Source organism: Nocardia sp. CC201C (genome assembly GCF_030010695.1).
In the GTDB taxonomy this organism is placed as follows: Bacteria; Actinomycetota; Actinomycetes; order Mycobacteriales; family Mycobacteriaceae; genus Nocardia; species Nocardia otitidiscaviarum.
The window spans coordinates 1-12,057 of sequence record NZ_JASCXP010000226.1; the positions used below are offsets into that span (position 1 = coordinate 1).

General features: G+C 69.3%; 17 protein-coding genes. 9 read left to right on the forward strand and 8 right to left on the reverse strand.

Annotated features, from left to right (window positions below):
- From QK444_RS22080 to QK444_RS22090, 3 genes are all read left to right on the forward strand, one after another.
- Positions 1-672, forward strand: a 672-nt coding sequence (locus tag QK444_RS22080) for a hypothetical protein (protein ID WP_282783246.1), incomplete at its 5' end; no start/stop codon positions are given.
- Complete coding sequence (locus QK444_RS22085) at positions 669-1,451, forward strand: SDR family oxidoreductase (protein WP_282783248.1); 783 nt, start codon at positions 669-671, stop codon at positions 1,449-1,451. The genes QK444_RS22080 and QK444_RS22085, both read left to right, overlap by 4 nt.
- Positions 1,448-2,191 carry an arylmalonate decarboxylase gene (locus tag QK444_RS22090; protein ID WP_282783250.1) on the forward strand — a complete coding sequence of 248 codons (744 nt, stop codon included), beginning with the start codon at positions 1,448-1,450 and terminating at the stop codon, positions 2,189-2,191. The genes QK444_RS22085 and QK444_RS22090 overlap by 4 nt, the downstream gene beginning before the upstream one ends.
- 81 nt (positions 2,192-2,272) lie before the next feature.
- On the opposite strand, the gene QK444_RS22095 is transcribed toward QK444_RS22090, so the two are convergent.
- The 5 genes from QK444_RS22095 to QK444_RS22115 all read right to left on the reverse strand — a co-directional run bounded on the left by QK444_RS22095 (position 2,273) and on the right by QK444_RS22115 (position 4,481).
- A complete protein-coding gene (locus QK444_RS22095) occupies positions 2,273-2,416 on the reverse strand; it encodes a hypothetical protein (protein ID WP_282783252.1) in 144 nt (47 codons plus the stop codon).
- 55 nt (positions 2,417-2,471) lie between these two features.
- On the reverse strand, positions 2,472-2,798 hold the full coding sequence (locus QK444_RS22100) for a type II toxin-antitoxin system PemK/MazF family toxin (RefSeq protein WP_282783254.1): 327 nt from the start codon (positions 2,796-2,798) through the stop codon (positions 2,472-2,474).
- Entirely contained in the window at positions 2,795-3,037 is a 243-nt protein-coding gene (locus tag QK444_RS22105) for a hypothetical protein (protein ID WP_282783255.1), read from the reverse strand. The genes QK444_RS22100 and QK444_RS22105 overlap by 4 nt, the downstream gene beginning before the upstream one ends.
- A 102-nt stretch (positions 3,038-3,139) precedes the next feature.
- A complete protein-coding gene (locus QK444_RS22110) occupies positions 3,140-3,883 on the reverse strand; it encodes an arylmalonate decarboxylase (protein ID WP_282783257.1) in 744 nt (247 codons plus the stop codon).
- A gap of 37 nt (positions 3,884-3,920) precedes the next feature.
- On the reverse strand, positions 3,921-4,481 hold the full coding sequence (locus tag QK444_RS22115; RefSeq protein ID WP_282783260.1) for a TetR/AcrR family transcriptional regulator C-terminal ligand-binding domain-containing protein: 561 nt from the start codon (positions 4,479-4,481) through the stop codon (positions 3,921-3,923).
- An 81-nt stretch (positions 4,482-4,562) separates the two neighbouring features.
- Between QK444_RS22115 and QK444_RS22120 the strand changes: the two genes are divergently transcribed.
- Complete coding sequence (locus tag QK444_RS22120; RefSeq protein ID WP_282783262.1) at positions 4,563-5,456, forward strand: DUF4437 domain-containing protein; 894 nt, start codon at positions 4,563-4,565, stop codon at positions 5,454-5,456.
- 334 nt (positions 5,457-5,790) lie between these two features.
- On the opposite strand, the gene QK444_RS22125 is transcribed toward QK444_RS22120, so the two are convergent.
- Positions 5,791-6,618 carry a CoA ester lyase gene (locus QK444_RS22125; protein WP_282783264.1) on the reverse strand — a complete coding sequence of 276 codons (828 nt, stop codon included), beginning with the start codon at positions 6,616-6,618 and terminating at the stop codon, positions 5,791-5,793.
- 216 nt (positions 6,619-6,834) lie between these two features.
- Between QK444_RS22125 and QK444_RS22130 the strand changes: the two genes are divergently transcribed.
- Positions 6,835-7,788 (forward strand): alpha/beta hydrolase, encoded by a 954-nt coding sequence (locus QK444_RS22130; RefSeq protein WP_282783266.1) that lies wholly within the window; start codon positions 6,835-6,837, stop codon positions 7,786-7,788.
- 53 nt (positions 7,789-7,841) lie between these two features.
- Positions 7,842-8,543, forward strand: coding sequence for a hypothetical protein (locus tag QK444_RS22135; protein WP_282783268.1), 702 nt, complete (start codon positions 7,842-7,844; stop codon positions 8,541-8,543).
- 18 nt (positions 8,544-8,561) lie between these two features.
- On the opposite strand, the gene QK444_RS22140 is transcribed toward QK444_RS22135, so the two are convergent.
- Positions 8,562-8,873: a nitroreductase/quinone reductase family protein gene (locus QK444_RS22140; RefSeq protein ID WP_282783270.1), complete on the reverse strand. Its 312-nt coding sequence runs from the start codon at positions 8,871-8,873 to the stop codon at positions 8,562-8,564.
- 179 nt (positions 8,874-9,052) lie between these two features.
- Here QK444_RS22140 and QK444_RS22145 point away from each other — a divergent pair, with 179 nt between their 5' ends.
- The gene (locus QK444_RS22145; protein WP_282783272.1) at positions 9,053-9,865 is read left to right on the forward strand and encodes an alpha/beta hydrolase; all 813 of its coding nucleotides are present in this window, start codon (positions 9,053-9,055) and stop codon (positions 9,863-9,865) included.
- A gap of 6 nt (positions 9,866-9,871) precedes the next feature.
- On the opposite strand, the gene QK444_RS22150 is transcribed toward QK444_RS22145, so the two are convergent.
- Positions 9,872-10,387, reverse strand: coding sequence for a methyltransferase domain-containing protein (locus QK444_RS22150; protein ID WP_282783274.1), 516 nt, complete (start codon positions 10,385-10,387; stop codon positions 9,872-9,874).
- Between the two features lie 229 nt (positions 10,388-10,616).
- Here QK444_RS22150 and QK444_RS22155 point away from each other — a divergent pair, with 229 nt between their 5' ends.
- Positions 10,617-11,000, forward strand: a complete 384-nt coding sequence (locus tag QK444_RS22155) for a PLD nuclease N-terminal domain-containing protein (protein ID WP_195146971.1) — start codon at positions 10,617-10,619, stop codon at positions 10,998-11,000.
- A gap of 668 nt (positions 11,001-11,668) precedes the next feature.
- Entirely contained in the window at positions 11,669-12,037 is a 369-nt protein-coding gene (locus QK444_RS22160) for a hypothetical protein (protein ID WP_282783276.1), read from the forward strand.
- Positions 12,038-12,057 lie beyond the last annotated feature (20 nt).

Genomic DNA, 12,057 nt, shown 5'->3' on the forward strand with positions numbered 1-12,057 from the left:
GTGATCTACACCGGCCCGGACTTCTTCGGATCGGGGCAGCCCTACGGCGGGTTCGTGGACGCCAACTACTACGGTCCGGGCTGGCAGGTCGGGCTGAACACCTGGAATCAGACCCTCGGCGACACCCAGGTGTATTCCTCGGTGCTGTACCAGGGACCCGCGCTGGTCGGGGTGTTCACCGGTCTCTACACCCGCGACCCGGAGCTGGTCGAGCAGCGGGTCGAGACCGAAACCCGCTGTGGGCCGGTCGTCTTCACCGTGCCGACCAAGGAGAAGAGCCGCTACGCCGGTGAGCTGGAACTGTGGTCGGCCACGCAGCAGCCGCTGGGCGCGCTGCGGATGGAACTCGAGATCGACCCGGTGACCCTGCTGGTGGCCGAACACCGCCTGGTCATGTCGGGCCCGGTCGCCTCCGACTCCCGGATCACGGTGCGCCGCGACGGCGTGCGGTCCTTCCACGAGGGCCCCGATGTGTGGGGCAACGGAAACTCCTACGGCAGAGCGAATTTCGTGCGGCTGCACACCATCGACGGCCGTCGGCTGATCGGCCGCGAGTTCATGATGGACGCCGAACCGGGTATGGGCGCGGGCACCCGGATGGCCGTCGTGTACCAGATGTTCGACCACAACAGCCTGGCCGCGGTCATGCACGGCGTACTGGAGCGCACATGAGCGCCGTGGTGATCACCGGCGGCACCCGTGGCATCGGGCTGGGTATGGCGCGCGCACTGCTCGACGGCGGTCACCGGGTCGTACTGTGCGGCAGCGACGCCGGGCGGGTAGCGAAGATCAGCGCCGAACTCCCCGATCACGCGGTGGTGGTCACCGCCGACGTCACCGACCGGGAGCAGGTGCGTCGGCTGTGGGACACCGCGGTGGAACGGTGCGGCGGCGTGGACATCTGGATCAACAACGCGGGCGTTTCACACGACCGGAAACCACTGTGGGAGTTATCCGTCGAGACCACCCGCACCGTCCTGGACACCAATCTGCTGGGCGTGCTCAATGGCTGCGCCGTGGCCGTGGCGGGAATGGCCGACACCGGCGGCGGCCACATCTGGAACATGGAGGGCCTGGGCAGCGACGGGCGCATCGTGGCCGGGCTGGGGGTCTACGGCGCGAGCAAGCGCGCGGTCACCTATCTGACCACCGCGCTCGCCGCCGAGGTGCCGTCCGGGGTGTCGGTCGGGCTGCTCAGTCCTGGCATGGTCGTCACCGACCTGCTCACCCACGGCTACGACGATCCGGCCGAGTTGGCCAAGGCGCGCCGCATCTTCAACATCCTGGCCGATCCGGTGGAGACGGTCGCGCCCTGGCTGGCCGCGCGGGCGGTCGACAAGCGGCGCAACGGCGCGCACGTGCGCTGGCTGACCACCCGCAAGATCATCGGGCGGTTCGCTCTCGCGCCGGTACGTCGCCGCGACCTGTTCACCACAGAGAGGAACCCATGACCGACGCACTGGGCTGGCGGCGCAAATTCGGGGTGATCGCGCCGTCGACCAACACCATTGTGGAACCCGACTTCTACCGCATGGGCGTGCCGGGGGTCACGGCCCATTTCAGCCGCATCCACATTCGCGACCAGAACATGAACGACGACGCCGGTATGGGTCGGCTGCTCGAGCAGATCCGCGCCGAGATCGGGGCCGCCTGCGAACGCGTGCTGACCTGCGAACCCGACTACATGGTCATGGGTATGTCCGCGGAGACCTTCTGGGGCGGAGTGGAGGGCAATCGGCAATTCGTGCAACAGATTCACGACATCACCGGCCTGCGGGTGGCCACCGGCGCGGAGGCGTGCCGACGTGCCCTGCACCTGTACGGCGCGGAACGGATCGGCGTGGTCACCCCCTACCAGCCCGTCGGCGACGAGAACGTCGTCCGCTTCTTCGGCGAACTCGGCTTCGACGTCAAAGCCATTCGCGGACTGCGCTGCCCGACCGCCGTGTCCATCGCCCACGTGACCGAGGACGAATTGCGTACCGCGCTGCACGAGGTGGACGACGCCGGAGTGGACGCACTGGTGCAATGCGGCACCAACCTGTCCATGGTGCGTTTGGCCGACGAGGCGGAACGCTGGCTCGGCAAGCCGGTGATCGCCATCAATGCCGCGACCTGGTGGATGGCACTGCGCGACAACGACATCCCCGACCGTGTGGAGGGAGCGGGCGCGCTGCTGCGCGACCACTGACCGCCGGCCCGGCACATTCGTCGCCGGGTCCGGACCGCCGACGCCGCGCGCCCCCACGTGCAACAGGGCCAGGACGCGAACTCAGCGCATCGACCCCGCCGGCGGCAGATGCGGTTCGAAAGCGGCAGCGACGCGGAGAAACTCGGCGTCGGTGGGCACGCCTTTGGTCGATGCTGCCTCGATCTCCGCCGCCCTCGCCATGTCGATCATCGTCGCTGCGTTCATGTTGCGGCCGTGGGCTGATGCCACGGGTCGCCGGTGGGCACTCGGGCGGTACTCCTCACTCGAGCCCCTGAGCGGCTTTGAGCCGTTCGTCGAAGATGGCGATAGTGTCGTCGGCGAGTCTGCCGACCGGCCCGGAAAGCCAGGGCCGGTACACGGTTGTCACGCGGTCGGTGCGTATCCATCCCGCGATGGGGTCGGCGTCGGCCAGCGGGACAGCCACCAGGCGGTCAGGGTCGTAGCGCTCGACGGGCGCGACCATGACCCAGTTCTCACCTGGTCCGAGCAGGTATCCGGGGGTGACGATCACGCGGTAGGGGGTGCGCTCGTCGTCTTCGCGGCTGGGTCGTTCTCGATCGAAGGTGTAGATGTCGCCGTGGTTCACGCGGCGTGCCCGCCTCGGTGTTCCTCGGCGCGGGCAGCCTCCTCCAGTGCGGCCTGTTCCTCGGCGCGGGCAAGGTCGGCGGCCTCGTCGCGGCGGCGCGGCCGATTGGCGTCCTCCCACAGCGCGCCGATACGAGCGGCCCGCACGACGTACGGGGAGAGCTTCAGACCGTTCCGTTCAGCAGCAGCCCGGAAAAGCGCCAGGTCAGCGTCTGGTACCTCGATCGTCAGTTTCGCCATACTTCACACCATACTCTCAGCCAGGTCATAGAACGGGGGATACGCCGTGCTATGTAGTTGCCTCGGAACGTCACGGCCGCGGTCCGAGCCGAGCGGGTGGGATCAGTGTTCGCGCAGGAGGGCTCCCGCGCCCTCGATGCGATCGGCGAAACCGTGGTCGCGCAGGGCGTACCACAGGGTGGCGGCATTGATGGCGATCACCGGTTTGCCCAGTTCCGCTTCGAGGCGATCGGCGAGTGCGACGAAGGAAAGGTTGGTGCCGACCTGCACGATCGCCTGCACGTCCGGGCCGTCCAGGGCCGTGACGACCTCGCGTAGGCGGTCGTCGCCGACGCGTGCGATTGCCATGGCGCTCGGGCAGCGCAGCCCGGTGATGGCTGCGACGTCGAATCCCGCCTCGGTGAAGAACCGCCCCACCTCGCGGTCGGCGATGGGTTGGTACGGCGAGAAGACCGCGATGCGGCGGCAGCCCAGTTCGTGCAGAGCGGCCCGGCACGAACTCGCCCCGGTGGTGACCGGCAGCCCGGTGCGGTCGCGCAGGCGCTGTTCGAAGGCCGCGTTCCCGGCCACGCCGCCCCAGAACGTCTCCGCGGACATGCCCATGACCATGCGTTCGGGTTCGGCGGTCAGCACATCGCGCACGGCGGTGTCGATGGAGGCACGGATCTGCACCAGCAGCGCCTGGAAGTCCGCGTCGTCGCCCATCACCGGATTCGGGATGTACATGGAACCGGCGCGGAACGCGATACCCGGCAGCCCCGCCCGCCAGTAGTCGTGCTCCACAACGGTATTCGTACTCGGTACGACGACTCCGAAGACGGCGCGGGTGCCGACGACATTGGTCATGACGCTCCCTGGTACTGCTGGATTCGGGTGTTTCGGTTCAGGTGGTGACGCGGGCCAGCACGTCGGCGGCCGCGCGGTGCGCCCGCTCCCGGTCCACCGGGCGGTCCAGCAGCAGCGCGTCCACGAGCAGCGGCGCGACGATCGCCGACGCCGCCTCCTCGACGGCGGCCTCGTCGCCGAATGCGAGTGCGCGCAACGCCGCCCGGAATGGCTCCAGCAGGTCCGCCACGTACCGGTGGCGCAGCTCGGTGCAGGACGGGTCGGCCGACGAGGCGGTCACCAGTGCGCGCAGGAAGGCCGCGACGGGCTTGTCGCGCAGACGATCACACAGCAGATCCACCTCGGTGTGCAGATCGGCCACGAGATCACCGCTGGGCGTGAGGGGTTCGTGCGGGGCGACGGCGATGAGCGCGGCGAGGACCTCGCGCGGTGTCGGCCAGTGCCGGTAGATGGTGGTGCGGGCGACGCCGGTCACCGCGTGCAGACGCTGCGGGGTGAGCGCACCGGCCCCCTCGGTGAGCAGCAGGTCCAGCGCCGCGGTCAGCACGACGGCTTCGGTATCGGCGGCGGGGCCCGCGGGACGTCCGGGTCGAGTCACGAGAATTTACGATACACCTTGTTTTGGTTATTCATAACCAGTACATTTCGTATCGGAAATACAGCTTCCCGAGGAGGACCGATGCGTCCACACGTAGAACTCATCGACACACGCGATCTGATCACCCATATCGCCGAGTTCGAGCACGCCACCGGCAGCGCCGTGCAGCGCAATCTCAGCTACGACGAAGAGGACGGATCCGCCTCGCTGGCGGTCACTTTCACCAGCGACTGGTCCCGGCCCGCCGGGGTGCACCACGCCGAAACGGAGTGGTACGTGCTGTCGGGCGAGGTGACCATCGGCGATACCGTGCTCGGCCCCGAGGGCTATTGGATGGCCCCGACCGGCGTCCGCACCCCGCCGATCTCCGTCACCGCGGGCACCGAGATCCTGCTGTTCCGCGAACAGGGCGACTGGCGCTTCGACCTCGCCGACGCCGACCGCGACTTCGTGCGCCCCGATCAGACACTCGTGGTGCTGAATTCGGCCGCGATGCCCTGGATCGACGTCAAGGACGGCAGTCCGATGCGCTTCGACCTGGGCGGCACACCGGTACCCGGCCTGTACATCAAACTGCTGCACCGGGACGAGAAGACGGGCTTCTACACCCGACTCATCAAGGCCAAGCCGGGCTGGCGCGAGGAGCCCCTGGCCCACCACCCGTGCTCGGAGGAGGCGTACTGCCTCGACGGCGGTTTCGAGTACAACTTCGGCACCATGTGGCCCGGCACCTATTTCTGGCGGCCCGCGCTCATCCGACACGGCGATTTCACCGCCGACGCACAGCAGGGCTGCACGTGGATCGTGCGCTCGGACGCCGATCTCGTGGACTGGTACACCGACAACGCGCGGGTGACCATGACCGGCGACGCCACCAACTGGGGTGACGACTACCCGCACAGCCTCGCCCCGCGCTATATCGAACCGGTCCGCTCCCGCTCCATCGGAGCCTGGGCCGATCCCGGCTACCAATAGCGGCGGCCACGCGGACGACCCGAGTTCGCCTCGGCCCCATCGACTTCCGATGCGGCACGGCGCGCGCGGGTAACCGGGTACGGGGTGCATGACAGGGTCGCCCCGTACCCGTCGGCCATCCCGGCACAGCCTCCCGTGCGGCCCCGTCGCGCCGGCACAGCGACCGTCCCGGCACGGCTCACCTCGACGCGGCGGCCGCCCCGACCGGACACCGCGATGAACCCGATACAGCGATAGATCCGACATCGCTCACCCCGGCTCGGCGATCAACCGCACACGACAGCCAGGCCGGCCCGGCGATCGACCGAGAGCAGCGGGGTGCGATCACGCCCGCCTATTCGAACGCGTCGTCGACCAGGGCGCGAGCGCGGCGAACAACGGCGCGGTCCACCATGCGGCCCGCGTCGTCGAGAACGACACCCCCCGCGGCGGCCTCGAAGCGGCGCACCAGCGCACGGGCCGCGTCCAGGTCGGCGGGGCCGGGGGTGAACACCTCGTTGACGACGGGGACCTGGGCCGGGTGGATGCAGGTGCGGCCGCGAAAACCCAAGCGACGCAGGGCTTCGGTCGATGTGCGCAGATCGTCGAGGTCGCGGAAGTCGGTGCTGGTCGGCGCGAGCGGGGCCGCGATGTCCGCGGCCGCACTGGCCAGCACGATCCGGGTGCGCAGGGCGAGCATTTCGTAGCCGTCACGCCCGGGTTCGATACCCAGTTCCGCGCACAGGTCCGCCTCTCCGATCATCAGGTGCCACACCCGGGGCGCGGCGGCGATCTCGCGCGCCGCGTAGATCGCGGCGGCGCTCTCCAGCAGCGGGCAGAGGCGAATGGGCCGCCTCGCCGGTTCGACCGCCGCCAACACCTCCCCCACCTCCCGAATCTGTTGCGCTGACTCCGTTTTCGCCAGGCATACGGCTTCCACTCCGGCCGCGGCGACCGCACGAATGTCCTCGAGGCCATGTTCACCGGGGTTGACGCGTACCCATATCCGCCGCGCCGACGGGGTGGCGGCGCGCAACCAGGCGGCCACCTCGGCGCGTGCGCCCTCCTTGTCCCGCAGCGGCACCGCGTCCTCCAGATCCAGCAGAACCACGTCCGCGGGACCGGACACCGCCTTGTCGAACAGTTCCGGTCGGTTACCCGGAACATACAGCGCCGATCGCATCCACTCCCCCTCACTCACCGGGCAACATATCGGCACACCACATTTGAGTGAAACATGGTTTCCCATATCGAAACATAATGGTCACCCCCCGCCCTGTCCAGCCGCAATAGGCTCACGCCGACCGCTTGACAGCAGCGTCGCCATCACCCTTAATGGTCAGCCAAAGAAGAAACGCCATTCCGCTAGAGGAAACAGGCGCCCGCCGTGGGAGTAGCCATGCAACTCAGAGGCCCAGGTCTGGCCACCATCGCCGTACTCGCCGCGCTGCTGGCCGCACCCGAAGCCCAGGCCGCCGACCGCCTGCCCGGAACCATCGACATCCCCTGTGCCGCCACGGTTCTCGAACAGGGCGCGGACTGGTACCTACCCGCTGGACCGCCTCGGGCCCTGGTGTGGGTGCAGCACGGCTTCGCCCGCTCCAGCGGACATGTCGGCGCGCTCGCCTCGACCTTCGCCGACGCCGGATACCTGGTGTTCGCACCGAGCATGCCGTTCATGAACCTCTCGGGCTGCACGCTGCAGAACATCGGCGACAATACGGCGTTCCTGCACGATGTGGCCGCCCTGTTCGGCACCGCCTCCGCGCCGGGCGGCGCGCTGTCGACCAGTCTCGCCGACGCCGCGCACCGCGCGGGCCGCGCCGTTCCCGCCATTCCCGAACGACTGGTGTTCGTCGGGCATTCGGCGGGGGCCGAGGCCGTCGCGTACGTCGCCGAGCGGCTGCGCACCCATCATCTGGAGACGTGGAACACGCTGCGCGGGGTGGTCCTGCTCGACCCGGTGCGCTCGTTCATCGGCAACAATATCGACCGCGCCCTCGACGGCATCTCCGGTACCGACCTGCCGACATTGACGATCTCGGCCCCGCCGTCGCCCTGCAACAGCTTCGGCATCGGCACCCTGGCCGTACGAACTCGTCTGGACCGCCCCTTCCTCGGCGTGCTGCTGCCCTCGGGGGTGCACACCGACGCCGAGGGCACCAGCTCGGACGCGATGGGCGAAATGCTCTGCGGCATCTCGGAATCGGTCAACTCGTCCACGCTGCGCCGACTCGCCCTCGGCTGGATGGGTGACTTCGTCGCCGGAACACGAACACCCGACTACTATCCCGCCGCGCCGCACGGCACGGTGCCCGCCGCGCCCGCGGCTCACCTCCTCACCGGCTACTGACCGCGTCTCGCGGTCGCCTCCTCACCTGTTCCACGTCGAAAGTCCGGTACCCCATGCGTATTCGATCCTCGCTCGCCTCCGGTGTCCTCACCGCCGCCCTCACCGCCGCCGTGATCGGTGCGGCCGATACGCCCGCCGCCGCCGAACCCGCCGAGGAGCAGGGCCTGTCGGGTCTGTCACTGTGCCAGCGCGCCCAGGTGAACACGGCCTCGCTGCGATTGGTCAGATTCCACCGAGCCGGTGGCGAATTCGCCGAGGTGCCCTACACCGACCTCGCCGCGTTCGCGGCGTCGAAACCCCAGGTGCGCCCGCTCACGGTCACCAGCTACATCACCTACGACGACACCGGTGTACCGCGCCAGGTGCGCTGCAAGGGCAAATCGGCCGACCACATCAACCAGGAGTACGGCGACCGCACGGCCGGGGCGAACGGCACCTGCGGTGAAACCAACCAGAGAACACTGTGGCGGGTGGCCCGGGATCTGACCCGGGCGGAACGGGACGCCCTGGTCTACCGCCCGTACCAGGTGACCATCGATCCGGACACTCCGGCGGCCACCGGTCAGGACTGGTTGGCCGACTTCCCGACGGCCACGGTCGATTCCGGCGGCACGCTGCACCTGCCCTCGAAATCCCTGCACGTACCCCTGGATACGCCGGGTATCCCCGACGCCTTCAAAGGGCAGCACTACTGCACCCTGATCGCCCCCGAACACCTGAAGCGCATCCTGCTCGGCACGGTGCCCGCGTCCTGATTCGGGCGGGGTCGACGGTCAGCTCGTCCGCGCGTCCACCCGCGCCGACAGGAACGGCCGACCCGCCTCGACGACGATCTCGGGCTCGGTCATCGCGAGCACCCGCCCGCGATGCTCGAGCTCGAACCGTCCGGCCGCCAGCGTATTGCGCACCCAGTCGCTGGCCCGGCCATAGTTCAGCGCGATCCGCAGTTCCGTACCGCGCCAGGTGGTTCCGACCGGAGTCCGGTAGCGCTTTCCGGTCCGGCGACCGACGTGGACGACATTCGCGTATCCGGGTAGACGGGCGGCCGCCCCGAGGAAGGCCGGATTGGTGATCCGACGGTTCACTCGAGCCAGGACACGCATGGGCCGCCACCGCATGGCTCATGGTATCCGGGGTGCACCGCCGACCGGCCCGATCTGTCGGCCTGCACAAACCGCTCGCGCATCCTTCGACACCGTGCCCATGGCGGGAGTCCGGAACATCGACCATGCTGGAGGGGTTCAGCTGTCGAAGGAGCCGGCCGATGTCGTCATGGAACCGTATCGAACGCGGCAGCGGGGAACCGCTGGTACTGCTGCACGGAGCGGGTGGCACGGCCCGCAACTGGCTGCCGGTCATGGATCGGCTGGCGGTCGACCGCCGGGTGATCGCCCTGGACTTCCCCGGCTTCGGACGCACCCCCTTCCCGGACGACGCGGTGTTCGGAATGGACTGGGCCATGGGCGAATTGGCGGCCGAGCTGCGGCGGCTGGGGATCGACGGTCCGGTGGATCTGGCGGGCAACTCCATGGGCGGCTGGTTCGCGCTGGAGGCCGCCAAGCGGGGCATGGCGCGCTCGGTGGTGGCGCTCGCCCCGGCCGGGCTGTGGCGGCGCGGCATGCCCGGGCTGCTGTACACGCAGTTCCACTCCATGCTGGCGGGCAGCATGCTGACCCGGGGACCGGGTGCGGCGGTCCTGCGCATTCCACCGGTCCGCTACGCCGGTCTGGCCGTGGTGGCCAGCCGCCCCTGGCGGATCAGCGCGGCCGAGGGCATCCGCATGGTCCGCGACCTGGACCGTTCCGAACGGGCGCTGCGCATCGCGGTGAGTCATGCCCGCGGTTTGCGGTTCGAGGGCGGTCAGGACATCGACGCCCCGGTGACGGTCGCCTTCGGCACCCGCGATCTCATGCTGCCGTCGGGCGTCAGCCAGCACCGGGATCAACTGCCCGCCCACACCCGCTGGGTGCGCCTGCCCGGCTGCGGGCATGTGCCCATGTCCGACGATCCGGACCTGGTGGCGGGCACGATCCTGGACGGGATCGCACGTCCCGCCGCCAGGGAAGCGAGCGCCTGAGCTGCGCTACGGACGCAGCAGGAAGTATCGCCAGAAGGCGTTCTCGATGGGCAGCACGCGGGCCTCGATGAATCCGGCCTCCCGTGCCCAGCGCAGCAGGGTCGGCGTGCGGAGCATGGTGCCGTTGGCCTCCACCGGGTTCTCGGCCATGGTGGCGGGCAGGTAGTGCAGCACGCTGCAACCGAATTGGAAGCGTTCCAGCAGGGGTCCGGGGGTGGTCAGCTCGTCCTCGACCCGATCGTCACCGATGAGGACCGCGCCGTCGGCCGTGAGGGCACGGCGGGCGGCGCGCAGGGTGCCCACCGGATCGCCCATGTCGTGCAGAGTTTCGAACAGTGTGATCAGTTGGTACGCACCGGTTTCGGTGAGTGCGGCGGCGTCGGTCGCGGTGTAGCGCACCCGGTCGGCCAGTCCGGCCGCCGCGGCCGCCGCACGCGCCTCCTCGATCGAGGCGGCGTCCAGGTCCACGCCGTGCACGCTCGTGTGCGGGTAGGTGGTCGACAGGGCGGTGGTGGCGCTCACCACACCACCGTCTGAACGTTGCTCGGCCGAGTCTGAACCCCGCGCCCACCGGCCGCCTGTCGCTCCGCCGACCGTCTCGATGTCACGCCGCCGACGCATCGCCCATTTGCCAACTGGTTGCCACATGCCGACTCGAGGTACTGTTCACCCTTCGAAAGATCCTTGGGGGATTCGCGAAGTAGCACCGCCGAACCGGTCGAGTACCCCGAACGTGTTCGAGGAGAACGCCATGCCCTACCTGATCGTCGGACTCATCACCCTGGCCCTGTGGGTGTTCTGCCTGATCGACGTGATCACCGCCCCCGAGTCCGGCATCCGCCACCTCCCCAAGGGCGCCTGGCTCCTGGTCATCCTCTTCGTCCCCACCGTCGGCGCCCTGCTCTGGCTCATCCTCGGCCGCCCCTACGAACCCCCGCGCCCCCGCTCCACCACCGCCTACCCCGAATACGACCGCCCCGGCCGCTACATCCCCCGCAACCCCGACGACGACGAGGAGTTCCTCCGCGCCCTCCGCGCCCGCGCCGAACAGCAGCGCGCCGAGGCCAAACGCCAGGAGGAAGCCCGGCAGCGCGACCTCGAACTCCGCCGCCAACAGGGCGAACAGGTGGACTGAACCCATGCGCGAGCGAAAGCCGAGCCGCCCCGACTCCTGCTTGCTCTGGCTGCTGACCGCGCAGACCATCTTCTCCCTGGACACCATCGCGCACGCCGTGACGCTGTCGGGCACACGCTCGGACTACGCGCTCACAGCCGCGCTCGCGCTGGTCTGGGGAGCGATTGGCTGGGCCTCGATCAGGCGCACCCCAGCCCGGGACCGGCAGCGGGACCGACCGCGCACACCGGCCGGATCGAGGCCCATATCCGACCGCTCGGCACGGCGTCGCGCCACTCGCCCGGCAGGCCCTCCGGCATCCCGACCCGGGCAGCGAAACCCGGGAAGACTCACGTCAGAGCGCAGTAGCCAATCAGTTGCCATACCTTGCTGATCGTCCCTCGACGCGACGCGACAGTGAAGCCGGTCCTCGGTAACGATCCAGATACGGACACTGCGCCGGAGGCGGTTCCGGACGCGACACGGAGAACGAATACTCCAGCGCCGCAGTGCCTTTCGGCGGAGACGCCGCGTTCGTGTGAGGTGGGTCGCTGTGGTGGCCGGGCAGTGACCGCTATCGCATTCCACTTCCTGGTCGCATGACCGGCGTGTCATGGTCGCAGTCGTCGCCGGGCCTGGCGCGTCGCACCATTCGGAAGGTTTCTCATCGGCTCCCCACGGAGGACACCATGCCTACTCGGACCACCGCTTTCACCCTGCTGACCGCCGCGAGCGGAATCGTCGCCGCCACCGTGATCGGCGCCGGATCGGCCGCCGCGGCCACCCCGGTCGCCGGACCGGGGGCGGTCGGATTGGAACTGACGCCCGGCGAGACGGCGGCGCTGGCCAGTGGTCCGGTACCCGCGCTGGTCGACCAGGTGGTGCCGTACAACGCCACCTCGGTGGCGCTCGCGCCGGGATCGCAGCTGGCCGAGAACGACGCGTGGCGGTTCGCCCCGCTGCGCGACATCATCGGTGAGGCCGCGGCGCACCCCGGCGGGAACGTGGCCGTCCTGGTGAGCCCCGCCGACGGACTGATCGTCGTCCAGAACTGGTAGATGCCCGACCGCGGATGGCC

Bases quoted from the DNA above. Each gene is read 5' to 3' on its own strand.
- QK444_RS22105 (WP_282783255.1), bottom strand. From the start codon at position 3,037: ATGGCGAAACTGACGATCGAGGTACCAGACGCTGACCTGGCGCTTTTC.
- QK444_RS22160 (WP_282783276.1), top strand. From the start codon at position 11,669: ATGCCTACTCGGACCACCGCTTTCACCCTGCTGACCGCCGCGAGCGGA.
- QK444_RS22120 (WP_282783262.1), top strand. From the start codon at position 4,563: ATGCGTCCACACGTAGAACTCATCGACACACGCGATCTGATCACCCAT.
- QK444_RS22110 (WP_282783257.1), bottom strand. From the start codon at position 3,883: ATGACCAATGTCGTCGGCACCCGCGCCGTCTTCGGAGTCGTCGTACCG.
- QK444_RS22090 (WP_282783250.1), top strand. From the start codon at position 1,448: ATGACCGACGCACTGGGCTGGCGGCGCAAATTCGGGGTGATCGCGCCG.
- QK444_RS22155 (WP_195146971.1), top strand. From the start codon at position 10,617: ATGCCCTACCTGATCGTCGGACTCATCACCCTGGCCCTGTGGGTGTTC.
- QK444_RS22125 (WP_282783264.1), bottom strand. From the start codon at position 6,618: ATGCGATCGGCGCTGTATGTTCCGGGTAACCGACCGGAACTGTTCGAC.
- QK444_RS22145 (WP_282783272.1), top strand. From the start codon at position 9,053: ATGTCGTCATGGAACCGTATCGAACGCGGCAGCGGGGAACCGCTGGTA.
- QK444_RS22095 (WP_282783252.1), bottom strand. From the start codon at position 2,416: ATGAACGCAGCGACGATGATCGACATGGCGAGGGCGGCGGAGATCGAG.
- QK444_RS22130 (WP_282783266.1), top strand. From the start codon at position 6,835: ATGCAACTCAGAGGCCCAGGTCTGGCCACCATCGCCGTACTCGCCGCG.
- QK444_RS22135 (WP_282783268.1), top strand. From the start codon at position 7,842: ATGCGTATTCGATCCTCGCTCGCCTCCGGTGTCCTCACCGCCGCCCTC.
- QK444_RS22085 (WP_282783248.1), top strand. From the start codon at position 669: ATGAGCGCCGTGGTGATCACCGGCGGCACCCGTGGCATCGGGCTGGGT.